Raw genomic sequence first — 24,549 nt, 5'->3', positions numbered from 1 at the left:
CCTGCACGGATAGGTTGAGCGACGTGAGAGACCGAGTGCCCGTGTCGGGGTCGCAGACCTCGCTGCGCGAGGCGAACCGGGCGTCGATCATCGACGCGGTCAAGCGGCACGGCGGCCTGACCCAGGTCGAGCTCGCCGGCGCGACCGGTCTCTCCGCCGCGACCGTCTCCACGATCATCAAGGAGCTGCTCGGCGCGGGTGTCGTCGACACCCGGACGACGATCCGCAGCGGGCGGCGCGCGCAGCTCGTCACGCTCGCCCGCCGCACCGGGCTCGCGGTCGGCATCCACGTGGGGCACCGCAGCATGCGGGTGGCGCTCGCAGGGTTCGCCCACGAGATCGTCGCCGACCAGGTGCTGCCGCTGCCGAGCGAGCACCGCGCCGACACGAGCCTCGACCGCGCCGCTCTGCTGATCGTCGAGCTGCTCGACCGCGTCGGCTCGTCGATCGACGAGGTGGTCGGCATCGGCATCGGGCTGCCCGCGCCGGTCGACGCCGCGACGGGCGCCGTCTCCGTGCGTGGCATCCTGCGCGGCTGGGACGACGTGCCGGTGGCGCAGGTGATGTCGAAGCGCCTCGCCCGCCCCGTGTTCGTCGACAACGACGCAAACCTCGGCGCGCTCGCCGAGAGCACGGCGGGTGCGTCCCGCGAGTACCGCGACAGCGTGTACGTGCGCGCCTCGGTCGGGACGGGCGCCGGGATCGTCGTCAACGGCCAGGTGTTCCGCGGGTTCGCCGGCACCGCGGGCGAGATCGGGCACGTGCAGGTCGACCCGCAGGGGGACATCTGCCGGTGCGGCAGTCGCGGGTGCCTCGACACCGTGGTCGGCGCACGGGCGATCGTGGAGCCGCTGCGCGGGACGCACGGCAGCCTGACGCTGCGCGACGTCGTGCAGCGCGCGCTCGACGGCGACCCGGGCTGCGCGCGCGTCATCGCCGACGCGGGCGCGACGATCGGCACGGTCGTGGCCGGGCTCGCGACCGCGGTCAACCCGCAGTGCGTGGTGGTCGGCGGCGACCTGGCCGAGACGGGCGAGATCCTGATCGGCCCGATGCGCGACGCGATCCACCGGCGCGTGCTGCTCAACCAGATCGCGCCGCTCGAGGTGGTGCCGGCGGAGCTCGGGCAGAGCGCCGAGGTGCAGGGGGCGCTGTCGATGGTGCTGCAGGCGACCGAGTTCGACGTCCGGCTCGACGAGCCCGACGACGACCCTCACGACGAGCCCCCCGTGGAGGCGACGCATGCCGGTTGAGGCGGTCCGCGATGAGACGATAGGCGTGCCCGATGGCGAGCAAGCGAGGCAGACGATGACGACGACGACGACGCGGACGCCGCTCCTCGCGATGCGGCAGATCTGCAAGCGCTTCAACGCGGTCGAGGCGCTCGTCGACGTCGACTTCGAGGTCTACGCGCACGAGGTCGTCGCGCTGGTCGGCGACAACGGCGCCGGGAAGTCGACGCTGGCGAAGGTCATCTCCGGTGTGCTCCAGCCCGACTCGGGCCTCATCGAGATGGAGGGCGAGACGGTGGCGATCCCGTCGCCGTCCGCGGCGCACGACCTCGGCGTCGCCACGGTCTTCCAGGACCTCGCGCTCTGCGACAACCTCGACGTCACCGCGAACCTGTTCCTCGGCCGCGAGATGACCGGCCGCGCGCTGCTCGCCGACGCGCAGATGGAGGACGCCGCCAAGAAGATCCTGCGCGACCTGTCGAGCCGGATCCCGTCCGTGCGCACGCAGCTGCGCGACCTGAGCGCCGGGCAGCGGCAGTCCGTCGCGATCGCCCGCACGCTGATCGGGTCGCCGCGCATCGTGGTGCTCGACGAGCCGACGGCCTCGCTGTCCGTCGCGCAGACGGCCGAGGTGCTCACGCACATCCAGGGGCTGCGCGACCTGGGCCTCGGCGTCGTGCTGATCAGCCACAACATGAACGACGTGCGCGCCGTCTCCGACCGGATCGAGGTGCTGCGGCACGGGCGCAACAACGGGTCGTTCGACGCGTCGAGCGCGAGCTACGAGGCGATCCTCGCGGCGATCACCGGCGCCACCCACCAGGGCTACCGCTCGGTGCCGCGCTTCGCCTGACGCGGCGCGCTGGGCTCCGTCACCTCCGGTGCGCCGGCGCGACCACCAGGGTCACGCGCGCGGTCGACCGGCCGAGGGCGTCGACGTGGACGCGGAACCGCCCACCGGGCCCGACGAGGGTCTGCCGCGCGCCCAGCGCCGTGCGGTACGTCCGCCCGGACCGCACGCTCAGCGTGTCGACCGAGCCGTCGCGCGCGATCCGTGTGACCCGCACGCCCGGCGCGTACCAGGTCGACGACGACACCGACGACCGGCCGTACCCGCGGGCGTACAGCGCGTGCGCGTCGAACCCGCGACCGTCGCGCAGCTCGACCACGTAGCGCGACCCCGTCGCGGGGTCCTGGAAGGTCAGCCCGCGCACGCCCCTCGTCGTCTGCGCGCCGTGCAGCGTCGTCCTCACCACGCTCCGGTGCGCCGACGGCCGCACGACCCGCACGTGCCGGGCGGTCCCGGGAACGGCGAGCCGCAGCTGGTCCGCGACGCTCAGCCAACCGGGCCTCGGATCGCCGCACATGGCGTCGTAGCCCCCGAGGTACTCGTGGGAGCCGCGGCCGCCGGGCAGCGCGAGGTTCGTGTGCCGCAGGCCGAGGTTGTGGCCGAGCTCGTGCTCGAGCACGCTCGGCACCGACGTGCTCATCAGCACGCGGCCGCCCTCGTGCTCGTACGCGCCGATCGACGCGAGTCCCGCGCCCCATCGCAGCGGGCAGCTGTTCGGCCGGAACACGACGAGGTGGTTCGCGGTGCCCTGCCCGAACCGCACCCCCGGGAACGCCGTCGCGCCCACCCGCTCCAGGAACCGCCAGGGGTCGGCGACGCGGCACGAGCCGGGCACGACCAGCGTGCGTGCGCCTCGCACGGGGAACGCGGGGATCGCGCCTCGCGTCTGGGCCACCCAGATCCGGCCGGCGGCGGTGGCCGACGCCCGCGCCGTCGCGAGGGACACGGGGGCGCGGGCGCCCGGATCCTGGATGGCCACGACGTAGAGCCGGTGCGCGGCGCGGCGGGTCTGGCCGGTGGGGTGCACGCCGGGCAGGGCGGCCGCGACCGCTCGCGACGGTGGCGGTGGCGGCGCGGCGGCGGAGGCGGGGTCGGCGAGCGCTGTCACGGTCGCCGCCAGGGTGAGGCTCGCGAGGGTCGCGAGCGCGCGTCGGAGGTGCATCGGTGGCACTCCCTCGTGCCGGTGGAGCAGCGGCCGGTTGCACCGCTGCCCGTTCATCGGCCCCGGGGAGTGCCGTCTGGATGGGCCGAACGGGGGTGGATCTGGACGCGCGTCTAGGTCGTGGCGTCTCGCGCCTGCAGCATCCACGCACCGGCCGCGAGCGCCGCGAGGGCGTACGCCGCGAGGAGCGCCAACCCGGCCCAGGGGGCGATCGGCAGCGTCGCGAGCCCGCGCGTGGCCTGCACCGCCAGCCCCGCGTCCGCGGGCGCGAACCGGTGGATGCGCGTCTGCCACACGGGGTCGCCGACGACCATCGCCAGCACGGGCGCCACCAGGAGCAGCGCCAGCACGACCGTGACCGCCACGCCGGTGTCGCGGATCACGAGCCCGAGACCCGCGCCGAGCACGGCGACGAGCACCAGGTAGAGGACGGTGCCGACCGCGGCGCGTTGCGTGAGGTCGTGCACGACCGTCGTGGCCGCGTAGCCGCGCGCGGCCGTGAAGCCGCGGCGGGGGAGCACGGCCCGCGCAGCGAGCAGCGCGCCGACGACGCCCGCCACGGCTGCGCCGCCCACGCCCGCGCCGACGACGGCGACCTTCGCGACGACCACGCGCCATCGCCGGGGCACGGCCGCGAGCGTCGGCACGATCGTGCCCGTCGCGTAGTCCGCGGTGACGAGCAGGACGCCGAGCACGGCGGCCGCCACCTGCGCGAGCCGGACACCGCCGAGGCTCAGCTTCACGGTGTCGAGCGTGCACGCACCCTCGCCGCACTCGTCCACGCGGAGGGAGCCCGTCGCGGCGAGGCCGATCCCGACCATCGCGACCGCGAGGCCGAGCAGGAGCCAGCCGGTGCTCGGCAGCGAGCGCGCCTTGGTCCACTCGGCGCGCAGCGCGCCCGTCATGCGTCGCGCCGGCGGAGCTGCCACCACGCGAGCGCGAGTCCGACGGCGGCGTAGGACGCGACGACGCCGATCCCGGCGCCCGGGCCGATCAGCGCCCACGGCTCGGCGAGCGTGTCGGTCGGCGGCTGGGCGCGCAGCGTCGCGAGCCCGCCCGCGAGCGTCGTGTACATCAGCCACCGCGGCGACGTCCCGGGCAGGATCGTGCCGGCCACCAGCGGCAGCACCAGCAGCACGATCGTCAGCGTGATCGCCGGCGCGGTGCGGCGCAGCAGCATGCCGACCGCGAGGGCGACGAGCGTCACGCCCGTCATGAACAGGGCGGCGAGCACGAGCGCGCGCACGACGGCCGGGTCGCCCAGCGACGGCGACGGGAACGCGGGCGGTGCCATGCCGTGGTCCTGCAGGATCGGCACGGCGACGACGAACGCGACCACCACGGCGACGAGGCTGACCGCGAACGCGGCGCCCCCGAGCACGAGCGCCTTGGCGGCGAGCACGCGGCCGCGGCGGGGCGTCGCGGCGAACGTCGTGCGGATCATGCCGCGGCGGTACTCCGAGGTGCCGAACAGCACGCCGACGCAGATCAGCGCCATGAGGCCCGCGACGACGCCGAGCAGCGCGCCCTCGACGACGTCGTCGTCCGGCCTCTGCGGCCCGACCTTGCCCGAGCCGGTGACGGTGGAGGTGTCGCCCGACGCGGTCAGCACCCGCGGCGTGGGCGCGGTGGAGCCGCCCACCTTCGCGGGCTGGTCCGCCGGCGTCGGCATCGTCACGGCGGTGCCCTGCCACGTGCCGTCCGTGGCCGGCTCGAGCGTGACGTCCTCGAACGTGGCCGACGCCCGACCCGGGTGGCCACCGACCGACGAGCCGCCGCCTCCTCGCGACACGTGCAGCACCGGCGCGGCCGACACCGCCATGCCGATCTCGGCCCGCGGGGGGATCGCGGCGGGCGTCAGCGCGCCGATGCGCGTCCACGAGGTCCCGTCGGCCGACTCGTACCCCGTGACCGTGCCGCCCGTCCGGGTCAGGCGCAGCCAGCGGTCGCCGTGCGCCGCGCTCCCCGCGACGTCGTGCGTGAAGTCGCCCTGCAGGCGCACGCCGTGCGAGCCCGTGAGCAGCACCGAGACGTACGAGGAGCCGGCTTCGGTCCCCGCCTTGAGCGTGATCCCGGCCGCGATGTCGGTCCACGGCGTCGTCGGCACGGCCGTGCCGGGGGCGCCGCTCTCGGCGCGCTCGGTGGCCGCCCGGGCGAGCCCGGTGACGTGCACGGTCATCGTCGTGTCGCCCGTGACGGCCTGGTGCGCGAACCCGAAGCCGTCGGTGACGGCGTCGCCGTGCGGTCCGGTGACGAAGTCGGGGTGCTCGTTGGCGTCCGTCGTGCTCCCCGACGCGGCCAGCGCGCTGAGGCCGACCGTGAGCACGAGCGCGCCCAGGAAGGTCGCGACCCAGCGCGGCACCGATCGGAGCTTGGTCCACTCGGCGCGGACGGCGCTCATCGCCCGTCCTCCTCGGCGGCGGCGAACTCGACGGCGTCGCGGGTCAGGGCCATGTAGGCCTCCTCGAGCGACGCGCGGTAGCGCCGCAGCTCGGTGAACGCGATGCCCGCCGTGCCGAGCAGGGCCGCGACCCGGTCGCCCGGCAGCCCCTCGACGACCACCCCGTCGCCGCCGGCGATGGTGACGCGCGCACCCGCGTTCGCCAGCACGGTCGTCGCCTCGGACCGGTGCGGGGTCACGACCTCGACCTGGTCCCGCGACACCGTGCCGAGCAGGTCGTCCACCGTGGTGTCGGCGACCAGCCGGCCGCGGCCGATCACGACGAGCCGGTCCGCCGTGTCCTGCAGCTCGCGCATCAGGTGGCTCGACACGAGCACGACGCGTCCTTGCGACGCGAGCGTCCGCACCAGCTCGCGGATCCACACGATGCCGTCCGGGTCGAGCCCGTTCGTGGGTTCGTCGAACATGACGACCGGCGGGTCGCCGAGCAGGGCGGCCGCGATGCCGAGCCGCTGGCGCATGCCGAGCGAGAACCCGCCGACGCGCTTGCGGCCGACCGACGCCAGGCCGACCTGGTCGAGCACCTCGCCGACGCGGGCGTCGGGCAGCCGGTTGCTGCGCGCGAGCCAGAGCAGGTGGTCGCGGGCGCGGCGGCTCGGGTGCACGGCGTCCGCGTCGAGCAGCGCGCCCACGTGTGTCAGCGGGCGGTCGAGCCGCGCGTACCGCTCGCCGTTGACGAGCGCGTCGCCGCCGTCGGGGGCGTCGAGGCCGAGGAGGAGGCGCATGGTCGTCGACTTGCCGGCGCCGTTCGGACCGACGAACCCGGTGACCTCGCCGGGGCGGACCTGGAAGGACAGACGGTCGACCGCGACCGTGCCGCGGTACGCCTTGGTGACGTCGCGGACCTCGAGCGATGGCTGCATGACGGCGACGCTACGAGCGGCAGCGCGGGGGGTCGTCACGGCAGCGGGGGATCTCTCGCCACCGGGCGGCGACCGCCCTCCCTCCCACGAGGGATGACACGGCCGGGAGAATGGACGCATGTCGTGGCGCCTGATGCCGGCCGCCCGTGCCCCGCTGGCGGCCGGCGCCTTCGCGCTGCTCGCCGTGCTGCAGGCCGGGGGCGGCTCGGGTCGCGTCGCGAGCGTCCGACCCGCCCTCGGCGAGGGGACCGCCGCCGGCCCGGGGTTCGAGCGGCCCCAGGAGGCCGTCGTCGGCGTGCTGCTGGCGCTCGCGGCGACGGCACCGGTCGCGCTCGCCGGCCTGTGGCCCGTGGTCGCCGCGGCGCTGTCGGTCGCGGCCACTGTGCTGACGCTGCTCGCGCGAGTCACTCCCACCGTCGGTGCACTCGCCGCGCTCGCCACGCTGCTCGTGCTCGTCGGGCTGCGGCGCCCCGCGTGGGTCGTGGCCGTGCTGGTCGCCCCGCTGCTCGTCGTGCTCCCCTCGCACGCGGTCGACCGGCCGACGGCCGCCGCGGTGCTCGCGGTCGCCGTGCTCGCGGGGGCGGCGGGCGTCGGATGGCGCCTGCGGCGCGAGGCCGGCCGGCGGGACGCGGCCGTCGTGGCGGCGCAGGAGTCGGAGCTCGAGCATCTCGCCCGCGGCGAGCGCGTGCGGATCGCGCGCGAGCTGCACGACGTCGTGGCGCACCACGTGTCCCTGATCGCGCTCCAGGCCGAGGTCGCACGCGTGACGGTGCCCGGCCTGCCCGAGGAGGGGGAGAAGCGGCTCGTCGCGATCGGTGACACGGCCCGGACCGCGCTCACCGAGATGCGCCGGCTGCTCGGCGTGCTGCGCGAGGACGTCGAGGCGGCCGACGCCGCGACCCGCCGCCCGCAGCCGGGCATCGCCGAGCTCACCGACCTCGTCGACGACGTGCGCGGCGTCGGACCGGCGGGCACGCGGCTCATCGTCAGCGGCGCGGTCGGCCCGCTGGACGCGGGCACCGAGCTCACCGCGTACCGGATCGTCCAGGAGGCCCTCACGAACGCGCGGCGCCACGCCGGTGGTACGGCCGTCGACGTCGAGCTCGAGTACCGGCCGGACCGGCTCGTGGTCGAGGTGCGTGACGCCGGCCCGGGCCCCGTCGGTGACGCCGCAGCGGACGCCGGCGGCCACGGTCTGGCCGGGATGCGGGAGCGCGTCGCCATGGCCGGCGGGACGCTGACCGTCGGGCCGGGCCGGGTCGGCGGGTTCGTGGTGCACGCCGAGCTGCCGCTCGGGGGTGCCGCGTGACGACCCGCATCCTCGTGGTGGACGACCAGGAGGTCGTCCGCGCCGCGTTCGAGGCGCTGCTCGCGACGCAGCCCGACCTCGCCGTCGTGGGCAGCGCGGCGGACGGCGCCGAGGCGGTGCGGCTGTGTGCCGAGCGCCGCCCCGACGTGGTGCTCATGGACGTGCGCATGCCCGTGATGGACGGCATCGAGGCGACCCGCCGCATCGTGGCGCGCGAGCCCCGCCCGCACGTCCTGGTGCTGACGACGTTCGACCTCGACGAGCACGTGTACGCGGCGCTCGAGGCGGGCGCGAGCGGGTTCCTGCTCAAGGACGTGACCGCCGAGCGGCTCTTCGAGGCGGTGCGCGTGATCGCGTCGGGCGACGCGCTGCTCGCGCCCGGCGTCACGCGCCGGCTGGTCGCGGAGTTCGCGCGGCTGCGCGCCGCCGTGGAGCCGCCCGGTCCCGCGGTCGACGCCGCGGTGGCGTCGCTGACCCCGCGCGAGCGCGAGGTGCTGCTGCTCGTCGCCGAAGGGCTGTCGAACCCCGAGATCGCCGCGCGGCTCGTCGTCGGGGAGGAGACGGTGAAGACGCACGTCAGCCGCGTCCTGACGAAGCTGGGCCTGCGGGACCGGACGCAGGCCGTGGTGCTCGCATACGAGTCGGGTCTCGTCGTGCCGGGCGGGCACTGAGGCGCCCTCGTCCGGTCTCCTCGCCGCGCGCGGATCTGTCGGCCCGAACCCGGTCACACGGCGCGCCCGCAGCGCTAGTGTCCGGCGCATGACCGAACAGCAGCCCGAGGGTCAGTGGCGCGAGCAGCCTGCGGACGGCGCCGAGCCGGCGCCCACGGCGACCGGGGACGGCGCGCAGCCCGCCGCGCTCGAGCCGTACACGGGCCAGCCCCCCGCGGTTCAGCCGCCGGGCCCGGAGGCAGGCGCAGGGCAGCCGCCGTACCCGGGCCAGCAGCCGTACCCGGGCCAGGCGCAGAGCCCCGGCCAGCAGCCGTACGGCCAGCCGGGCTACGGGTACCCGGGCGCGGCCGGTCAGCCGCCGTACGGCTCGTCGCCCTACGCCGCGGTGCCCCCGAGCGGCTACGGCACCGACCCGGTGACCGGCCTGCCGTGGTCGGACAAGACGCGCACCACCGCGGGCCTGCTGCAGCTGCTGCTGCCGTTCGCCGGCATCTGCGGCGTGGGACGGCTGTACGCGGGCCAGATCGGCATCGGGCTCGTCCAGCTGATCGGGTTCGTCGTCGGCGCCTTCCTCATCATCGTGCTGGTCGGGCTCGTCATCGCCCCCGCGATCTGGCTCTGGTCGGTCGTCGACGGCATCGTGCTGCTCTCGTCGGGCGGTCGTGACGGGTACGGACGCCCCCTGCGCTGAGCCCCCGCCACGTCAGACCCGGTCACGCCCGGGTGAGGTCAGCGCATCGCCCGGGTCAGGCCTGGCTCGCTGTGCCGTGCTGCTCGAGCGCCGCCGACCAGCGCCGGAACCCGGGCCGCAGCTCGACCCGCGCGTCGGCCGAGCCGGCGGCGTCGCCGCCCCCGACGGTCCGGACGTCCTCCCACAGCACCAGGAACGTGCCGCGGTGGCGGTACGCGAGGTACCGCGCGATGACGGCGGGCGCGTTCGTGCCGGTGCGCTCGTACCCCATGAACGAGGTGCTGGTACGCGCGCTGACGAGGAGGCCGACGATGCGCGGCGCCGCCATCAGGCCCGTCACCGGGCCGTCGAGCGCGAGCCGCACGTCGACCACGAACCCGAGCTGCCGGCCGTCCTCGTAGACCGCGGCGTCGACGAGGTCACTCAGGATCATGGCGACCTCCCGGGATGCGCCCGATCACGCGGTCGCGCAGCCAGCGCTGCACCCACGTGGCGTCCAGCCCCTCGCCGCGCACGCCGAGCCGCACGGCGACGCCGACGTCCACGACGTCGGACCACGGGATGCGCACGAGCCGCGACGCCGGCGGCCGGCCGCCGAACACGCGCGTCACGAGGACCGGCCCGGTGAGGACCTGGTCGACGAATGCGGGTCGGTCGCCGGACGTCACGTCGTCGTCGCCGTCCGCGTAGCTGACGTGCAGGTCGTCGAGCGTCGTGACGGGCACGTCCTCGACGTCGAGAATCTGGCGGTCGAGCAGGTGCAGCCGCGCGTCCAGCACGCGGCCCGCGGGGCGCAGGTGCGGCGGCAGCTCGGGCAGCTCGTCGGGGACGCGCGGCCGCGGTCGGACCCGTGGGCTCATGCTCCAGCTCCCGTCGCGACCATCAGCGGGATCGCCGCGACGGACGCCACGACGATGAGCACCAGGAACACGAGCGCGAACCCGTTGAGCACGCGCCCGTTGACCTGGTCGCCCATGTACTCGCGGTCGTTGGCCACGAGCAGGATCGGCAGGTACGTCAGCGGCAGCGCGATCGCGGAGAACACGACCGAGAACTCGGTGACGCGGATCGGGTCGACGTCCGTCATGAGCACCCCCGCGCCGACGAGCAGCCCGAGGATCATGACGACGTGGAACCCCGGCGCCTGGCTCGGCCGGCGGAACTTGCCCCACGACCAGCCGAAGAACTGGGCGATCGTGTAGCCGGAGGAGAGCGTGGTCTCGAGCGAGGCACCGAACACCGCCGCGACGATCCCGACCAGCACGAACGCGAGGGCGACCTTCCCGCCCGCCTCGGCGACCGGCGCGACCACCTGGGAGAGCGTCGACACCTCGATCTGCTGCGGCAGGAACACCAGGGTCGCGCCCGCCGCGATCGACAGCGACAGGAGCGCCCCGAGCGGGAACCCGATCAGCACGTTGAGGCGCGACTGCGAGACGTCCTTCGGCCCCCACTTCTCCTCGACGGCGCCGGACGAGAAGAAGAAGACCTCGTAGGGCGTCATGGCCGCGCCGAACAGCGCGATCGCGTAGTAGAAGTAGCTCGCCGCACCCTCGGACGCGGGGATCTGGGGCGCGGCCGCGGTGTGCACGAGGTGCGCCCAGTCCGGGTCGAGCAGCACCACCGAGAAGGTGAACACGAGCAGCGTGAGGCCGAGCAGCCCCGTGACGTTCTCGAGCACCGAGAACTTGGCGCGCCAGACGACGACCCACACCGCGAATGCCGCCACCGGGACCCAGAGCCGCGGCTCGACGCTGCTCGCGAGCTGGAGCGCGAGCGCGAGGCCGCCGATCTCCGCCGTGAGCGTCAGCAGGTTGATGAGGAACGACGCGACGAGGTTCGCGCCGGCGGTCCGCGGGCCGAGGCGCTCGCGGATGATCTCGAAGGTCGCGCGGCCGCTCACGGCCGTGACGCGGCCGGCCATCTGGGCGAACAGGCAGATGCCGATGACGCCGAGCACCACGGCCCAGGTCAGCGTCATGCCGAACCGCGACCCGACGACCGAGTTCGTGACGAGGTCCCCGATGTCCAGGAACCCGCCGATCGCGGTGAGGACGCCGAGCGCGACGCCGAGCAGGCGCTTCACTGCGCGCCGGCCTTCTGGAGCGTCGAGCTGACCGCGTCGAGCGCGTCGGAGGACGCGCTGAGCTCGGCCTGCACGCGCGCACCGGACCCGCCTGCGCCGTCGACCCACGCGCGGGCGTCGGCGATCGCCACCTGCGCCTGCGCCGTCGCCTTCACCGCCTCGTCCCGCCAGCGAGCGTCGACCGGCCCGACCGGGATGTAGCGCGTGAGCCCGGCGGACGCGCCGCTCGCCATGCCGCCGCTCTCCTTGAGGGTCGTCTCGGCGACGGTCGGGAACGTGCGCGACGCACGCAGCTGGCGCACGGTCAGCTCCGCCGTGCCGACCGCGGAGCTCGCCAGGTCGACGTCCTGCGCGATCCGCTCGGCCGCCTGCTTCGGCGTCGAGGTCGCCGAGCCCAGCCCGCAGCCGGACGGCAGCACGGCGCACGCCGCGGCGAGCCCCGCGGCGAGGACCCACCGCCGGAGCAGCGCCACGACGGCATCCTGACCTGCACCGCAGGGGTCCGCATGTCGAACGCCGACGCGCGTCGAACGGCGTCGCGGTCCGGTTCAGCCCGTCGCGGCGGCGATCCCCACCACGACGATCGCGACCACGAGGTTCGCCGCGAGCAGCGGCCACACGAACCGCAGGTACTTGTCGTAGCCGACCTTCGCGATCGCCAGCCCGCCGACGAGCACCGCGTTGGTGGGCGCGAACAGCAGCATGAGCCCGTGGCCCATCTGGAAGGCCGTGATGACGAGCGAGCGGCTGACGCCCGCGAAGTCGCCGAGCGGTGCCAGCAGCGGCATCGCGAGGGTCGCGTGGCCCGACGACGACGGGATGAGGAACGCGAGCGGGATGTTGACGATCGTCACGAGCGCGGTGAACGCGGCGGCCGCCGCGCCCGTCACGGCGTTCTCCATCGCGTGCAGCACCGTGTCGAGGGTGTCGGTGTTCGTCATGATCACCGAGACGCCGCGCGCCAGCAGGATCACGATCGCCGGCCCGATCATGTCGGCCGCGCCGCGCGCGATGAGGCCGACGAGCTTGCCCTCGCCCATGCGCGCGACGAGCCCGACGACGATCGCGGCGACCACGAACAGCATCGTCAGCTCCGGGAACCACCAGCCGAGCTCGAACCAGTACGGCGCGGTGGCGGTCTGGTGCGTGAGCCCGTCGTCGGCCGGCCCGCCGGTCGAGCCGAAGATGCTGGACCAGGGGATGACGGAGAAGATCATCAGCGCGAACGTGAGCACCGTGACCACGAGCACCCACGTCTGCGTCCGCGTCAGGCGTGTGCCGGGCGGGATCGCCTCGTGCTCGTCGGCCTCGTCCTCGTCCGCGGGCTGGTCGAAGCCGACGAGCGACGTGCCGGGATCGCGCCGGACGCGCCGGGCGTAGCGGAGCACGAACAGCACCGCCATCGTCGTCAGCACGACCCACAGCAGGACGCGCAGCGCGATGCCGTCGCCGATCGAGACGCCCGCCTCGCCGGACGCGACGCCGATGGAGAACGGGTTGACCGTCGACGCCATCGAGCCGGTCAGCGCGCCGAGCAGGATCGCGGTCGCCGCCACCATCCGGTCGTAGCCGAGCGCCAGGAACAGCGGGATGAGCAGCGGGTAGAACCCGAACGTCTCGACCGAGAAGCCCATGGTCGAGCCGAGCAGCGAGAACAGCACCATGATCGCGGCGACGAGCAGCCACCCGCGGTCCCGCAGCCGGTCCGCGAGCCGCGAGACGCCGACCTCGAGGCTGCGCGTCGAGAACGCCACCGAGATGAACGCCCCGAGCGCCATGATGAACATGACGACGCCGATCGAGCCGAACAGGTGCCCGACCGTCTCGGTGTCGACCACGCCGTCGCCGTTGATCAGGCCGTACAGGCCGTTCACCGGCGACAGCAGCAGCTGCTCGACCCGCTCCGCGCCGGTCAGCGGCGACGGGACCTGCGTGTACGTGCCCGGGATCGGGCCGCCGTCCGCGTCGAGCTGGTAGGTGCCCGACGGGACGAACAGCGCCGCGACCCAGACCGCGACCATGACGATCGCCAGCGTGGTGATCGCCGACGGGAACCGCAGCCGCCGACGGGGTCGCGGTGCGGGCGCCTCCGGTGGCGCCTCGGCCGTGGTCGCGCTCATCGGTCCGCGCCCGGGTCGGTCGCGCCCGGGTCGGTCGTGCCCGGGTCGGTCGTGCCCGGACCGGCCGTGCCCGGACCGGTCGGGCCCGCCGCGAGCTCGCGCCAGAACACCGCGAGCGCGACGACCGTCCGCGTCAGCTCGTCGAGCAGCTGCCGCTCGTTGGGCCCATGGATGTTCGCGTACCCGTCCGTCGCGCCGAACAGCAGCTTCTCGGCGCCGGGCTGCGCCTCGTGGAACGCCATGACGATGGGGATCGACCCGCCGAGTGCGAGCGTCCCGACCTCGGCGCCGTCCCACGCGGTGCGCAGCGCGGTCTGCGCCGCGCGGAACGCCGGCCCACCGGTCGGCGCGAGGAACCCGTCGCCGGCCTCGCCCACGGTGACGTCGAGGTCGATGCCGAAGGGCCGTTGTGCCCGCAGGTGCGCGGCGAGCGCCTCGCCCGCCTCGCGCGCCGGCTGCGCGGGGTGCACCCGCAGGTTGAGCACGGCCCTGGCGGACGACGCGACCGCGTTGAGCGGTGCGGACGCCGGCGGTGCGTCGAACGCGATGACGGTGACGGCCGCGCCGGACCAGATGCGCGAGCCGAGGTCGCCGGTCCCGACGAGCGGCACGCCCGGCAGCACCCCCGCGAGCTCGCGGAACTCGTCGTCGGTGTACGACGCGCCGGTCCAGGGCTCGCGGCGCAGGCCCGCCACCGCGAGGTCGCCGCGGGCGTCGTGGAGCGACGCGAGCGCGCGGATCAGCGCGGTGCGGGCGTCGGGTGCGGCCCCGCCGAACTGGCCCGAGTGCTTGTCGGTGTCGAGCGTGCGCGCCTCGACCGTCATGGTCACCGAGCCGCGCAGGCCGATCGTCAGCGTCGGCACGCCCGGCCGCACGTTTCCCACGTCGGCGATGACGATCGCGTCCGCCGCGTACAGCTCGGGGTGGGCCGGCGGGTGCTCCTCGTAGACGCTGCCGAACTCCTCGTGGCCCTCGAGCACGATCCGGAGCGTGACGGGCGGCCGGCCGTCGACCAGCTGCAGCGCCCCCAGGATCGCGGCGATGTTGCCCTTCGAGTCGGCGACGCCGCGCCCCACCACACGGTCGGCGGACACGACCGGCTCGAACGGCGGCGTGTCCCACAGCCCCTCGTCGCCCGCGGGCACCACGTCGTAGTGCGTGTAGACGAGCACCGTCGGCGCGCCGGGCGGCCCGGGCACGTCCGCCACGACGGTGGGCGCCGTCATGCCGTCGAGCAGCACCTGGTCGATCTGACCGACGCCCACGGCCCGCAGCTCCTCGACGAGCGCGCGGTGCGCGTCGAGCAGCGGCTCGGCCGGGAAGCCCGGCGCGGCGACCGACGGGATCCGCGCCAGCCGCACCAGCCGGTCGACGAGGGACGGGGTCAGCTCGGCGGCGCGGGCAGCGAGCGCCGCGTCGTCCGACGAGATGCCGGTCATGCCTGCAACGTAGCGGCGGGACGAACCGCCCGTCAGCGCCCACAGCGGGGCAGGTCGACCACGGCGTGCCGAGACGGCACACTCGGCAGCGGCCGCACGTCCCGGCCGACCGACCGACGAGGAGGGTCCGTGAGCGACGCGACGCTCAGCCTGGTCGTGCTGGCGGGCACGGTCGCGCTGTTCGTCTGGAACCGCCTGCCGGTCGGGCTCGTCGCGGTGCTGTCGGCGCTCGCGGTGTACGCGACAGGGCTGGTCGACGCCCCCACCGCGGTCGGCGGCTTCGGCGACCCGGTCGTGGTGTTCATCGCCGCACTGTTCGTGATCGCGGCCGGGCTCGAGCGGTCGGGCGTCACGGCGTGGGCCGGCCGTACGCTCGTGCAGCACGCCGGGACCACCTGGGGACGGCTGCTCGTTGCGATCATGGCGCTGACCGCGCTGCTCGCGGCGGTCGTGACGCCCAACGGCGGGGCCGCCGCCATGTTGCCCGTCGTCGTGCTCGCGGCGCGGCGCGCCCGGCTGCGCCCGTCCGCGCTGCTCATGCCGACGGCGTACGCGGCGAGCGCAGGCGCGCTGCTCGCGTTGTCCGGCAGCCCCGTGAACGTCATCGTGTCCGACGCGCTCTACGCGGAGACGGGCCGGCGGTTCGGGTTCTTCGAGTTCGCGCTCGTCGGGGTGCCGCTCGTGCTCGTGACGACGGCGGTCGCCGCGCTGGTCGGGCGTCGCCTGCTGCCCGAGCGTCAGCCGCACGAGGAGGCGGCCGACCTGTCCGACCACCTCGAGACCATCCTCGAGCACTACCGGCTCGACGAGGGCTTCACGCGCGCCGCCGTCCGCGCCGCGTCCCCGCTGGTCGGGGCGTCGGTCGACGGCCTCGCGCTCACCGAGGGCATCGCGCTCGTGGGCGTCCAGCGCGCCGACGGCGAGCCGGGTGCGGCGGGCGACCGGCTCGCCCCCGGCGACGTGCTCGTCGTGACGGGCAGCTCGTCGCGCGTCGGCCGGCTCGTGGCCGAGCACGGCCTCGACGTGGTCGCGACCCCGGTGACGCGCGCGACGCGCGAGTCGCTGCTGAGCCGCGAGGCGGGCGTCGGCGAGGTCGTCGTCCCGCCGCGCTCGGCGCTGGTCGGCCAGAAGGTCTTCCCGGGGCAGGTGCGGCGCAACGGGCTCACGGTGCTCGCCGTGCACCGGCTCGGTCACGACCTCGGCGCACAGCCCGCCGACGTCGAGCAGGGCGACATGCTGCTGCTGCACGGACCGTGGGACGCCGTGGCGGGGCTCGCGCAGGACGACGACGTGCTGGTGGTCGACGACCCGGCGCTCGTGCGGCAGCAGAACGCGCCGCTCGGCCCGGCCGCCTGGCGCGCGCTCGGCGTGCTCGTCGTGACGGTCGCGCTGTTCGCGTCCGGCGTCACCGCGCCGGCGGTCGCGGCACTCGTCGGGGCGGCGGGCATGGTGCTGCTGCGCGTCCTCTCCGAGCGCGAGGTCTACCGGGCCGTCTCATGGCAGACCGTCGTGCTGATCGGTGGTCTGATCCCGCTGTCGGTGGCGATCCAGACGAGCGGCGCCGCCGACGAGCTCGCCCGCCACCTGGTCGCGCTCGTCGGTGACGGCGGCACCCGGGTGCTGTTCGCGGCGATCTTCGGGCTCACCGTCGTGCTCGGCCAGTTCGTCAGCAACGCCGCGACGGTGCTGGTCGTCACGCCGATCGCGCTCGCGGCCGCGCACGACGCGGGCGTGGGTGCCGCGCCGATGCTCATGCTCGTGGCCGTCGCGGGGGCCGCGTCGTTCCTGACGCCGATCGCGACACCGGCCAACATGATCGTCATGGGCCCCGGCGGCTACCGGTTCGGCGACTACTGGCGGCTCGGCATCGTGACGACCGCCGTGTGGTTCGTCGTCGCGATCGGGCTCATCCCGCTCGTGTGGTCGACGTGACCGCCGAGGCGGCCGCCCTCGGCGAGCGCCGCGCGCTGACGGCGTCGCTCGTCACGTCAGGTGTGCTCGGGCTCGGCGCGATCCTCTGGGGGCTCGCCGCGCGGGCCGACGTGCTGGTGTTCGACGGCATCTACATGGTCGCGGGCATCGCGCTCGTCGCGGTCTCGCTGCTCGCGTCGCACGCCGCGGCCTCCGAGCCGTCGCACCGCTTCCCGTTCGGCCGGCACGCCGCCACGCCGCTGACGGTCGCCATGCAAGGCGCGGCGATCCTCGCGACGCTGGTGTACGGCGCGGTGTCGGCGGTCGCGACGCTCGTCGCGGGCGGGTCGCAGGCGGCGGGCAGCGCGATCCTCGCCTACGGCGTGGTGTCGGGCGTCATCGCGGTCCTGGTCGCGGTGTGGCTGCACCGGCTCTCGCCGGACGGCGAGCTCGCGCGCGCCGAGATCGTCTCGTGGCGTGCGGGCGCCGCGATGAGCGCGGTCGTGGCCGTGGGGGGCCTCGTCGCGATCCTGCTGGTCGACAACGGCTACGACCGGGCCGCGTCGTTCGTCGACCCGGTGCTCGTGCTCGTGGCGGTCGCGTCCGTCGCGCCGCTGCCGGTCCGGCTGATGCGCGAGGGCGTCCACGAGCTGCTCGAGGGCTCGGCGCCGGCCGACGTGATGGCGGCCGTCGAGCGCGCGGTCGACGAGGGGCGCGCCGGGTTCGACCTGCCCGACCCGCTCGTCCGGGCCACCAAGCTCGGACGCCGCCTGTACGTCGAGGTCGACTTCGTGGTCGAGGAGGCGCGCTGGGACGTCGACGCCGAGGACCGGGTGCGCCGCGCCGTCGTCGGCGCCCTCGAGCAGCTTCCGTTCGACCTGTGGGCGACCGTCGAGCTGACCACGGACCGCGAGCTGGCCGAGTGACGTCGCCCGCGACCGTGCCGGTCCCCGCGCCCGAGCCCGTGCCGCTGCGCCGGCGCCTCCTGCGCGCGGCGGGGTGGCTGGCGGTCGTGGCGTTCGCCTGGTGGGCGGTCACCCGGCTCGCGGGGGCCGTCGACTGGGACGAGGTCGCCGCGGCCCTCCGCCGGCTCTCCTGGTGGGCGCTCGTGCCGATGGTCGTGCTGCTGCTCGTGCGGCAGACGCTCAACGCCGCACCCATGGCGCTGTACGTGCCAGGCCTCGGCCTGTGGCACGCGACGCAGAACGACCTGTCGGCGCACGTGGTCGCGACATTCGCGCCGCCGCCCGCCGACCTCGTGCTCCGGGTGGCGCAGTTCCGGTCGTGGGACGTCGACCCGGTGCGCGCCATGACGGGCATGACGCTCAACATGGCGACGTACTACGGCGTGCGCGTGGGCGCGCCGGTGCTCGGCCTCGCGTTCCTCGCGGCCGACGGCATCGAGCGGCGGCAGTGGCTGTTCGCCGGGCTGTGCGCGCTCGCCACGGCCGCGCTCGGCGTGGCCGTGGCCCTGATCCTGCGCGGCGACGCGTTCGCCGCCGCCGTCGGCCGCGCGGCGGGGCGGGCCGGACGGCTCGTCCGGCGGGGCGTGGACCCGGAGGCGTGGGCGGCGCGGGTGGTGCAGGTGCGGCAGACGGCCGCCGGCGACCTGCGCCGCGGGATCCTCCGCGCCGTCCTGGCGCTCGTCGTGATGCTGCTCGTCGACGCGTCGATCCTGCTGGTCGCGCTGCGGGCCGTCGGCGTCGGCGAGGCGACCCTGCCGACCCTCGACGTCCTCGGCGCGTTCCTGCTCGCGTACCCGTTGACGATCCTGCCGATGGCGGGGCTCGGTGTCGTCGACGCCCTGCTGGTGGGCGGGTGGACCGTCGCCGCGGGCACCGAGCACGAGGGAGCGATCGTGGCGGCGACGCTCGCGTGGCGCGTCGTCACGATCGGCGGGACGTTGCTGCTCGGCACCCTCGCGCTGGTGGCCTGGAGGTGGCGGGCGCGGCGTCGCCCACCGGCCGACGGCACGTCGTATCTCCAGGGCGTGTCTGGGTAAACTCGCCACCATGGCCGCGATCGAGGACGACCGCACGCCGGGCCCGCGCGCCGCGTCGGGGCGGCGCGCCGCGGTGCTCGCCGAGCTGCGCCGGGCGCCCGACGGCGTCGCCGAGCTCGCGGCACGCCTGGGTGTCCACCCGAACACCGTGCGCCTCCATGTGGCCGCGCTCGCGGCCGACGGCCTCGTCGAGGAGGCGCCGGCCACGACGGCGCGCGGCCGCGGGCGCCCGTCGCTCGTCTACCGCGCGACGCGCCGCATGCCCCAGGGGCCCGACCGGTACCGCGAGCTCGCCGGCGCGCTGCTCGAGGCGCTCGTCCACGACGACGACGCGGGCACGCGGGCACTCGACGCCGGTCGGGCGTGGGGTGCCCGCATCGCGCGGGCACGTGGCACGGCCGCACCGGACCCGGGGCCGCGCGCGGTCGCGCCCCCGGACGGCCTCCCGGCGCTGCTGACCGTGCTCGACGACGTGGGCTTCGCGCCCGAGCGGGCGCCGCACGGCATCGCGCTCCGTCAGTGCCCCTTCCTCGACCTCGTCGAGGCACCCCGGATGGTGGTGTGTCGCGTGCACCTCGGCCTCATGCAGGGCGCCCTCGCCACCTGGCGGTCCGGGGCCGAGGTCGACCGGCTCGAGCCGTTCGTCGAGCCGGACCTGTGCCTCGCGCACGTGCGCCGCGCGGGTCGCCGCCGGCACGAGGCGGCGTCGTGACGGCCGGGCTGTCGACGCCCTGGTCGCGATCGCTCGGCCTGGCGGCACCCCTCGCGAACGCGCCGATGGGCGGGGTCGCCGGCGGTCGGCTCGCAGCGGCCGTGAGTCGTGCGGGCGCGCTGGGCATGGTCGGCGTGGGCAGCGCCGGGACGGCGGCCGCGTTGCGTGCCGAGCTCGCGCACGTGGCCGGGCTCGGCCGACCGTTCGGCGTCGGGCTCGTGGCCTGGGTCGCCGAGCGCGAGCCCGAGCTGCTCGACGTCGCGCTCGGTGCGGCGCCGGCCCTGCTCTCGGTGAGCTTCGGCGACGACCTCGGCTGGGTCGGGCGCGCGCACGCCGCGGGCGTCGCGGTCGCCGTCCAGGTCGCGGACGCGTCGGCTGCGCGGCGTGCCGCCGACGCCGGTGCGGACGTCGTCGTGGCGCGCGGCGCGGAGGGCGGCGGTCACGGCACGCCCGCGATGGGCACGCTGCCGCTGCTCGACGCGGTCCTCGACGTGGTCGACGGACCGGTGCTCGCGGCCGGCGGGATCTCCGGCCCGCGCTCGCTCGCCGCCGTCCTCGCCGCCGGTGCACACGGCGCGTGGGTCGGCACGGCGTTCGCCGCCTGCGCGGAGTCGACGCTCGCGCCGGGTGCGCGCGAGCGCATGCGCGCCGCGCGCGGCGAGGACGCGGTGCTCACGACGACCGTCGACGAGGCGCTCGGCTACCCGTGGCCCGCGCACCAGCCCGCGCGCGTGGTGCGGAACCGGCTCACCGAGGGTGCCGTCGCGCCCGACGCCGAGGTGGTGCGCGACGCGTTCACCACGGGCGACTGGGACGTGGCGACGGTCGACGCGGGGCAGGGAGTGGGTCTCGTGGGCGGCCCGCGGCCCGCCGCGGAGGTCGTCGCGTGGTTCTGCTCCGGCGCCGCCGAGCGCTTGCGACGATCGCGCGAGGTGGCGGATTAATCCAAGAATGGCCTGTGTAAACTCGCAGCCATGACCTACGTCATCGGCCAGCCGTGCGTGGACGTCAAGGACCGCGCGTGCGTCGACGAGTGCCCCGTGGACTGCATCTACGAGGGCGCACGCTCGCTCTACATCCACCCGGACGAGTGCGTCGACTGCGGCGCGTGCGAACCGGTCTGCCCGGTCGAGGCCATCTACTACGAGGACGACCTCCCCGACGCGCTCGCGCCGTACCTCGTGGACAACGCCGCGTTCTTCGCGGAGCCGCTGCCCGGCCGCAGCGCACCGCTCGGTTCCCCCGGCGGAGCCGCGCGGCTCGGCCCGCTCGACGTCGACACCCCGCTGGTCGCGTCGCTCGCGCCGCAGGGCGACCAGACGTGAGCGCGGGCGACGCGCTCGCGGTGGCCGCGACGTTCGTGTGGCTCGGCATGGTCCTCGCGATCTCGTTCCTCGAGGCGCCGCTCAAGTTCCGAGCGCCGGGCGTCACCGTCCCGCTCGGGCTCGGCATCGGCCGCCTCGTGTTCCGCGCGCTGAACGCGGCCGAGGCGCTGCTCGCGGTCGTCGCGGGCGTAGGGCTCGCGGCGGGCGCGCCGCCGGCGGCCGCGGTCGTCGCGCTCGCGGTGGCGGCGGCCGTGCTCGTCGCCCAGATCGTCGGGGTGCGGCCTGCGCTGACCCGCCGGTCGGACGCGGTGCTCGCCGGCGGTGACGCGCCCCGGTCGCACGCGCACCTCGTGTACGTCGTCCTCGAGGTCGTCAAGGTGGCTGCGCTCGTGAGCGGGGGCGTCCTCCTGCTCGCGGGCTGACCGCTCCGGGCCGACGATGGCTCGATGGCGAACACCGATCCGCAGAGCAGCGAGCAGCAGGGCAGCGAGCGGCAGGGCAGCGAGCGGCAGGGCAGCGAGCGGCAGGGCAGCGAGCGGCAGGGCAGCGAGCGGCAGGGCAGCGAGCGGCAGGGCGCCGACGCGCACGCCCGCGACGCCGCCGTCGTCGAGCAGTTCCGCGCCGGCGCCACGCCCCCGGGCATGCACCGCGACCGCCTCGTGCTGCTCACCACGACCGGCCGTCGGACGGGCCGTCGCAGGACGACGCCGCTGATGGTGCACCGGCTCGACGGGCGCGTGCTCGTCGTGGCGTCGGGCAACGCGTCACCGAGCGACCCGGTGTGGGTCCGCAACGTCGCGGCCGACCCCACGGTGCACGTCGAGCTGGACGACGAGCAGTTCGACGCCCGGGCGCGCGTGCTGGCCGGCGACGAGCGCGCGGTGGCGTGGGGCGCGATCGTCTCGACGGCGCCGTTCTTGGCGGACCACCAGCGTCAGGTGGACCGCGAGATCCCCGTCGTCGAGCTCGACCGCGTCTGAGGCGGCCCGGCGCCTACGCCTGACCGGACGTGCCGACCCGCACGCAGCACAGGCCCGGCGCGGGCGCGAGTCGCGCGTGCGCGTCGGCGCACTCGAGACCGTCGGCGACGCCCTGCACGTAGTCGACGTTCAGGCCGCACACGAGCGCGGTGTGGCGCTGCGCCAGCGCGTCGAACGGGCAGTTCGTCAGCACGATCTCGGACCCCTCGACGCGCGGCTCGTAGCCGTGCTGCTCGAGCGCGCCGGCGAGCCGGTCCGGCTCCGGTCCCGCCGTGGCACCGCCCGCCGCGGCCCGCGCGGCGTCGCCCGCCCGTACCCCCTCGGCGCGCGCCGCGCGCTGCACGGCCGTGTCCCACTTGGCACCCTCGCCGACCTGCTCCAGCGCGGTGGCCAGGATGTCTCCGACCAGGTCGTACCGCCGCTCGGGCAGTGACACCGTCACCTCCGAGCGCGCGCGGCGGTAGAGCTTGGCGGGTCGCCCGGCGCCGGGCCCGGTCCGGCCGCTGAGCCGTCGGAACTCGACGTCGAGGAGGCCCTCGTCGGCCAGCCGCTCGAGATGGAACTTCGCGGTGTGCGCCGGCACGCCGACGGCCGCGGCGGCCTGCTCGCGACCCACCCCGTCGGGCTGGGCGACGACGTGCTGGTAGAGCGCGCGCCGCACGGGGTCGGCGAGAGCCCCGATCGCGGCGGCGCGGGAGGCGAGGTCCATGGGGTCCTTCTATCGGAGACAACCATTGACGTTAGATCTCGAGCGTTCTAACGTCCAGCGTACGCTCCCATAGAAAGGTCGCTCCCATGACCAGGACCGAAGCCGTCGCGCAGCCGTCCGTCGCCACCGGCGCGGGCGCCCGCCGGGCGTTCTACCTCCTGCGCACGGTCTACGCCGTCGCGCCGGTGCTGTTCGGGCTCGACAAGTTCGTGCGCGTGATGCAGCCCGACTGGGAGAAGTACCTCGCGCCGTGGATCGACCGGATCGTGCCCGGCACCGCGCACGACGCGATGCTGATCGTCGGCGCCGTCGAGGTCGCGGCCGGTCTGCTCATCGCGCTGTACCCGCGGGTCGGCGGCTACGTCGTCGCCCTGTGGCTCGCCGGCATCGTCGTCAGCCTGCTGAGCGTTGGCGGCTACGGCGACATCGTGCTCCGCGACCTCGGGCTGCTCGCCGGCGCGCTGGCGCTCGCGTTCCTCGCCGCGGACCGCCCGCGCCCGGACGCGCTGTGAGCGCGGCGACGTGGGCCGGGCGCGCCCGGGCGCGCGGCGTCGACAGCCGCCCGGACGACGGTGACGAGCGCGTCGTCGACCTCGACGCCGCCGAGGACGCCGCGGCCGCGTTCCTCGTCGCCCTCGGCGTCGACGTGACGACCGCCGGCACCCTCGAGACGCCGCGCCGGATGGCGCAGGCGTACGCCGAGCTGCTCACGCCGGCCGGCTTCGACGTCACGACGTTCCCCAACGACGACGCGTACGGCGAGCTCGTCCTCGTGCGCGAGATCCCCGTCCGCTCGGTCTGCGAGCACCACATGCTGCCGTTCGGGGGAGTGGCGCACGTCGGCTACCTGCCCGGCACGCGGATCGTCGGGCTGTCCAAGCTCGCGCGGCTCGTGGCGCACGCCGCGGCGCGGCCGCAGACGCAGGAGCGGCTGACGCGCCAGGTCGCGGAGCGACTCGCGGGCGCGCTGGACACGCGCGGCGTCGGCGTCGTCGTCGTGGCCGAGCACTCGTGCATGAGCCTGCGCGGCGCGCGCGCCACCGGAGCCACGACGCGGACGTCGACGCTGCTCGGCGACCTGCGCACCGACCGCGCGCTGCGCGACGAGTTCCTCGCCGCCGTCGCGGAGCCGGCGCCGCGGCGCTGACCGGGCGACGTCGCCGGCCGACCCTCGTCGCAGCCGCGCCGCGTCGTCAGATCCCGGCGCCCGGCTCGGCGCCCGGCGCGTGGTGCGAGCGGCCGACCGGCACCACGAGCGGATCGCCGGTCACGGGGTCCGGCACGACCACGGAGCGCAGGTCGAACACGTCCTGCACGAGCGCGGCGTCCACGACGTCGCGCGGCGCGCCCGCCGCGACCACCCGGCCGTCCCGCATCGCCACCAGGTGGTCGGCGTACCGCACCGCGAGGTTGAGGTCGTGCAGCACCATCACGACGGTCGTGCCGCGCGACCGGTTGAGGTCCGCGAGCAGCTCGAGGACCTCCACCTGGTGCGCGATGTCGAGGAACGTCGTCGGCTCGTCGAGCAGCAGCACGTCGGTCTGCTGGGCGAGCGCCATCGCGATCCAGACGCGCTGCCGCTGCCCGCCGGACAGCTCCGCGAGCGGTCGCGCGGCCAGGTCGACGACGCCGGTCGCCGCCATGGCCGCGCCCACCGCCTCGTCGTCCGCGGCGGACCAGCGCCTGACCCAGCCCTGGTGCGGGTACCGCCCGCGCGCGACGAGGTCCGCGACCGTGATGCCCTCGGGCGCGGTCGGCGTCTGCGGCAGCAGCCCGAGCACGGTGGCCACGCGCCGCGTCGGCACACGGTGCACGTCCTCGCCGTCGAGCAGCACGCGGCCCGCGGTCGGCGCGAGCAGTCGTGCGAGCCCGCGCAGCAGCGTCGACTTGCCGCACGCGTTGGGCCCCACCACGGCGGTCACGCGTCCCGGTGGCACCGCCAGACCCAGGTCCTCGACGACCGTGCGGCCGTCGTACGCGAGGGTCAGGCCCTCCGCGACGAGCGTGTGCTCGGCGGTCACGTCGT

At 75.5% G+C, this 24,549-nt stretch carries 27 protein-coding genes; 15 read left to right on the top strand and 12 right to left on the bottom strand.

All coding sequences use genetic code 11. The features are described 5' to 3' along the window. Positions 1–23 precede the first annotated feature (23 nt). Both QRT04_RS04415 and QRT04_RS04410 read left to right on the top strand, forming a co-directional pair. Entirely contained in the window at positions 24–1,253 is a 1,230-nt protein-coding gene (locus QRT04_RS04415; protein ID WP_289453792.1) for an ROK family transcriptional regulator, read from the top strand. 55 nt (positions 1,254–1,308) lie between these two features. Further along, positions 1,309–2,085 carry an ATP-binding cassette domain-containing protein gene (locus tag QRT04_RS04410; RefSeq protein WP_289453791.1) on the top strand — a complete coding sequence of 259 codons (777 nt, stop codon included), beginning with the start codon at positions 1,309–1,311 and terminating at the stop codon, positions 2,083–2,085. 19 nt (positions 2,086–2,104) lie between these two features. Here QRT04_RS04410 and QRT04_RS04405 read toward each other — a convergent pair whose 3' ends face one another. The 4 genes from QRT04_RS04405 to QRT04_RS04390 form a co-directional block, all read right to left on the bottom strand. Then, a complete protein-coding gene (locus tag QRT04_RS04405; protein ID WP_289453789.1) occupies positions 2,105–3,244 on the bottom strand; it encodes a zinc metalloprotease in 1,140 nt (379 codons plus the stop codon). 113 nt (positions 3,245–3,357) lie between these two features. After that, positions 3,358–4,173: a hypothetical protein gene (locus tag QRT04_RS04400; protein WP_289453787.1), complete on the bottom strand. Its 816-nt coding sequence runs from the start codon at positions 4,171–4,173 to the stop codon at positions 3,358–3,360. Then, positions 4,146–5,645, bottom strand: coding sequence for an ABC transporter permease subunit (locus QRT04_RS04395; protein ID WP_289453786.1), 1,500 nt, complete (start codon positions 5,643–5,645; stop codon positions 4,146–4,148). The genes QRT04_RS04400 and QRT04_RS04395 overlap by 28 nt, the downstream gene beginning before the upstream one ends. Next, complete coding sequence (locus QRT04_RS04390) at positions 5,642–6,568, bottom strand: ATP-binding cassette domain-containing protein (protein WP_289453785.1); 927 nt, start codon at positions 6,566–6,568, stop codon at positions 5,642–5,644. The genes QRT04_RS04395 and QRT04_RS04390 overlap by 4 nt, the downstream gene beginning before the upstream one ends. Before the next feature lie 118 nt (positions 6,569–6,686). Here QRT04_RS04390 and QRT04_RS04385 point away from each other — a divergent pair, with 118 nt between their 5' ends. From QRT04_RS04385 to QRT04_RS04375, 3 genes are all read left to right on the top strand, one after another. Further along, on the top strand, positions 6,687–7,877 hold the full coding sequence (locus QRT04_RS04385; RefSeq protein WP_289453783.1) for a sensor histidine kinase: 1,191 nt from the start codon (positions 6,687–6,689) through the stop codon (positions 7,875–7,877). After that, positions 7,874–8,548 carry a response regulator gene (locus QRT04_RS04380; RefSeq protein ID WP_289453781.1) on the top strand — a complete coding sequence of 225 codons (675 nt, stop codon included), beginning with the start codon at positions 7,874–7,876 and terminating at the stop codon, positions 8,546–8,548. The genes QRT04_RS04385 and QRT04_RS04380 overlap by 4 nt, the downstream gene beginning before the upstream one ends. A gap of 88 nt (positions 8,549–8,636) precedes the next feature. Continuing rightward, positions 8,637–9,239, top strand: a complete 603-nt coding sequence (locus QRT04_RS04375; RefSeq protein WP_289453780.1) for a TM2 domain-containing protein — start codon at positions 8,637–8,639, stop codon at positions 9,237–9,239. A 55-nt stretch (positions 9,240–9,294) separates the two neighbouring features. Here the strand turns inward: QRT04_RS04375 and QRT04_RS04370 are convergent, their stop codons facing one another. The 6 genes from QRT04_RS04370 to QRT04_RS04345 form a co-directional block, all read right to left on the bottom strand. After that, positions 9,295–9,672, bottom strand: a complete 378-nt coding sequence (locus QRT04_RS04370) for a PRC-barrel domain-containing protein (RefSeq protein WP_289453778.1) — start codon at positions 9,670–9,672, stop codon at positions 9,295–9,297. Beyond that, entirely contained in the window at positions 9,659–10,099 is a 441-nt protein-coding gene (locus QRT04_RS04365; protein ID WP_289453777.1) for a hypothetical protein, read from the bottom strand. The genes QRT04_RS04370 and QRT04_RS04365 overlap by 14 nt, the downstream gene beginning before the upstream one ends. Continuing rightward, a complete protein-coding gene (locus QRT04_RS04360) occupies positions 10,096–11,325 on the bottom strand; it encodes an Nramp family divalent metal transporter (RefSeq protein ID WP_289453775.1) in 1,230 nt (409 codons plus the stop codon). Before QRT04_RS04360 ends, QRT04_RS04365 begins: the two co-directional genes overlap by 4 nt. Beyond that, entirely contained in the window at positions 11,322–11,798 is a 477-nt protein-coding gene (locus QRT04_RS04355; protein WP_289453774.1) for a hypothetical protein, read from the bottom strand. Before QRT04_RS04355 ends, QRT04_RS04360 begins: the two co-directional genes overlap by 4 nt. Positions 11,799–11,873: 75 nt before the next feature. Continuing rightward, on the bottom strand, positions 11,874–13,445 hold the full coding sequence (locus QRT04_RS04350) for a YfcC family protein (protein WP_289453773.1): 1,572 nt from the start codon (positions 13,443–13,445) through the stop codon (positions 11,874–11,876). Further along, a complete protein-coding gene (locus QRT04_RS04345) occupies positions 13,442–14,884 on the bottom strand; it encodes a M20/M25/M40 family metallo-hydrolase (RefSeq protein ID WP_289453772.1) in 1,443 nt (480 codons plus the stop codon). Before QRT04_RS04345 ends, QRT04_RS04350 begins: the two co-directional genes overlap by 4 nt. Before the next feature lie 129 nt (positions 14,885–15,013). On the opposite strand from QRT04_RS04345, the gene QRT04_RS04340 reads away from it, so the two are divergent. The 8 genes from QRT04_RS04340 to QRT04_RS04305 are packed head-to-tail and all read left to right on the top strand — an operon-like array spanning position 15,014 to position 21,814. Next, the gene (locus QRT04_RS04340; protein WP_289453771.1) at positions 15,014–16,816 is read left to right on the top strand and encodes an SLC13 family permease; all 1,803 of its coding nucleotides are present in this window, start codon (positions 15,014–15,016) and stop codon (positions 16,814–16,816) included. Beyond that, positions 16,804–17,721 (top strand): cation transporter, encoded by a 918-nt coding sequence (locus QRT04_RS04335; protein ID WP_289453769.1) that lies wholly within the window; start codon positions 16,804–16,806, stop codon positions 17,719–17,721. Before QRT04_RS04340 ends, QRT04_RS04335 begins: the two co-directional genes overlap by 13 nt. Beyond that, positions 17,718–18,797: a lysylphosphatidylglycerol synthase domain-containing protein gene (locus QRT04_RS04330; protein ID WP_289453768.1), complete on the top strand. Its 1,080-nt coding sequence runs from the start codon at positions 17,718–17,720 to the stop codon at positions 18,795–18,797. Before QRT04_RS04335 ends, QRT04_RS04330 begins: the two co-directional genes overlap by 4 nt. Positions 18,798–18,807: 10 nt before the next feature. Beyond that, complete coding sequence (locus QRT04_RS04325) at positions 18,808–19,509, top strand: helix-turn-helix transcriptional regulator (RefSeq protein ID WP_289453766.1); 702 nt, start codon at positions 18,808–18,810, stop codon at positions 19,507–19,509. Further along, the gene (locus QRT04_RS04320; protein ID WP_289453764.1) at positions 19,506–20,453 is read left to right on the top strand and encodes an NAD(P)H-dependent flavin oxidoreductase; all 948 of its coding nucleotides are present in this window, start codon (positions 19,506–19,508) and stop codon (positions 20,451–20,453) included. Before QRT04_RS04325 ends, QRT04_RS04320 begins: the two co-directional genes overlap by 4 nt. Before the next feature lie 30 nt (positions 20,454–20,483). Beyond that, a complete protein-coding gene (gene fdxA, locus QRT04_RS04315; protein WP_289453762.1) occupies positions 20,484–20,834 on the top strand; it encodes a ferredoxin in 351 nt (116 codons plus the stop codon). Next, a complete protein-coding gene (locus tag QRT04_RS04310; RefSeq protein ID WP_289453761.1) occupies positions 20,831–21,256 on the top strand; it encodes a hypothetical protein in 426 nt (141 codons plus the stop codon). The genes fdxA and QRT04_RS04310 overlap by 4 nt, the downstream gene beginning before the upstream one ends. Positions 21,257–21,280: 24 nt before the next feature. Next, positions 21,281–21,814, top strand: coding sequence for a nitroreductase/quinone reductase family protein (locus QRT04_RS04305; RefSeq protein WP_289453760.1), 534 nt, complete (start codon positions 21,281–21,283; stop codon positions 21,812–21,814). A 13-nt stretch (positions 21,815–21,827) separates the two neighbouring features. On the opposite strand, the gene QRT04_RS04300 is transcribed toward QRT04_RS04305, so the two are convergent. Beyond that, positions 21,828–22,523, bottom strand: coding sequence for a helix-turn-helix transcriptional regulator (locus tag QRT04_RS04300; protein WP_289453759.1), 696 nt, complete (start codon positions 22,521–22,523; stop codon positions 21,828–21,830). 86 nt (positions 22,524–22,609) lie between these two features. Here QRT04_RS04300 and QRT04_RS04295 point away from each other — a divergent pair, with 86 nt between their 5' ends. Beyond that, positions 22,610–23,035, top strand: a complete 426-nt coding sequence (locus tag QRT04_RS04295; RefSeq protein ID WP_289453758.1) for a hypothetical protein — start codon at positions 22,610–22,612, stop codon at positions 23,033–23,035. After that, positions 23,032–23,670 (top strand): GTP cyclohydrolase I, encoded by a 639-nt coding sequence (gene folE / locus QRT04_RS04290; RefSeq protein WP_289453757.1) that lies wholly within the window; start codon positions 23,032–23,034, stop codon positions 23,668–23,670. The genes QRT04_RS04295 and folE overlap by 4 nt, the downstream gene beginning before the upstream one ends. A gap of 46 nt (positions 23,671–23,716) precedes the next feature. Here the strand turns inward: folE and QRT04_RS04285 are convergent, their stop codons facing one another. Further along, the gene (locus tag QRT04_RS04285) at positions 23,717–24,544 is read right to left on the bottom strand and encodes an ABC transporter ATP-binding protein (protein WP_289453755.1); all 828 of its coding nucleotides are present in this window, start codon (positions 24,542–24,544) and stop codon (positions 23,717–23,719) included. Positions 24,545–24,549: the final 5 nt, after the last annotated feature.

Source organism: Cellulomonas alba, assembly GCF_030362835.1.
Classification (GTDB): Bacteria; Actinomycetota; Actinomycetes; order Actinomycetales; family Cellulomonadaceae; genus Cellulomonas; species Cellulomonas alba.
The sequence above is the reverse complement of the archived record's forward strand: the minus strand, read 5'-3'. Positions and strand labels throughout refer to the sequence as shown.

What these genes read in the sequence shown, in the direction of transcription:
- QRT04_RS04295 (WP_289453758.1), top strand. Translation starts at nt 22,610, where the DNA reads ATGACCAGGACCGAAGCCGTCGCGCAGCCGTCCGTCGCCACCGGCGCG.
- QRT04_RS04410 (WP_289453791.1), top strand. Translation starts at nt 1,309, where the DNA reads ATGACGACGACGACGACGCGGACGCCGCTCCTCGCGATGCGGCAGATC.
- QRT04_RS04345 (WP_289453772.1), bottom strand. Translation starts at nt 14,884, where the DNA reads ATGACCGGCATCTCGTCGGACGACGCGGCGCTCGCTGCCCGCGCCGCC.
- QRT04_RS04370 (WP_289453778.1), bottom strand. Translation starts at nt 9,672, where the DNA reads ATGATCCTGAGTGACCTCGTCGACGCCGCGGTCTACGAGGACGGCCGG.
- QRT04_RS04350 (WP_289453773.1), bottom strand. Translation starts at nt 13,445, where the DNA reads ATGAGCGCGACCACGGCCGAGGCGCCACCGGAGGCGCCCGCACCGCGA.
- QRT04_RS04395 (WP_289453786.1), bottom strand. Translation starts at nt 5,645, where the DNA reads ATGAGCGCCGTCCGCGCCGAGTGGACCAAGCTCCGATCGGTGCCGCGC.
- QRT04_RS04385 (WP_289453783.1), top strand. Translation starts at nt 6,687, where the DNA reads ATGTCGTGGCGCCTGATGCCGGCCGCCCGTGCCCCGCTGGCGGCCGGC.
- fdxA (WP_289453762.1), top strand. Translation starts at nt 20,484, where the DNA reads ATGACCTACGTCATCGGCCAGCCGTGCGTGGACGTCAAGGACCGCGCG.
- QRT04_RS04300 (WP_289453759.1), bottom strand. Translation starts at nt 22,523, where the DNA reads ATGGACCTCGCCTCCCGCGCCGCCGCGATCGGGGCTCTCGCCGACCCC.
- QRT04_RS04390 (WP_289453785.1), bottom strand. Translation starts at nt 6,568, where the DNA reads ATGCAGCCATCGCTCGAGGTCCGCGACGTCACCAAGGCGTACCGCGGC.
- QRT04_RS04305 (WP_289453760.1), top strand. Translation starts at nt 21,281, where the DNA reads ATGGCGAACACCGATCCGCAGAGCAGCGAGCAGCAGGGCAGCGAGCGG.
- QRT04_RS04325 (WP_289453766.1), top strand. Translation starts at nt 18,808, where the DNA reads ATGGCCGCGATCGAGGACGACCGCACGCCGGGCCCGCGCGCCGCGTCG.
- QRT04_RS04365 (WP_289453777.1), bottom strand. Translation starts at nt 10,099, where the DNA reads ATGAGCCCACGGGTCCGACCGCGGCCGCGCGTCCCCGACGAGCTGCCC.
- QRT04_RS04375 (WP_289453780.1), top strand. Translation starts at nt 8,637, where the DNA reads ATGACCGAACAGCAGCCCGAGGGTCAGTGGCGCGAGCAGCCTGCGGAC.
- QRT04_RS04405 (WP_289453789.1), bottom strand. Translation starts at nt 3,244, where the DNA reads ATGCACCTCCGACGCGCGCTCGCGACCCTCGCGAGCCTCACCCTGGCG.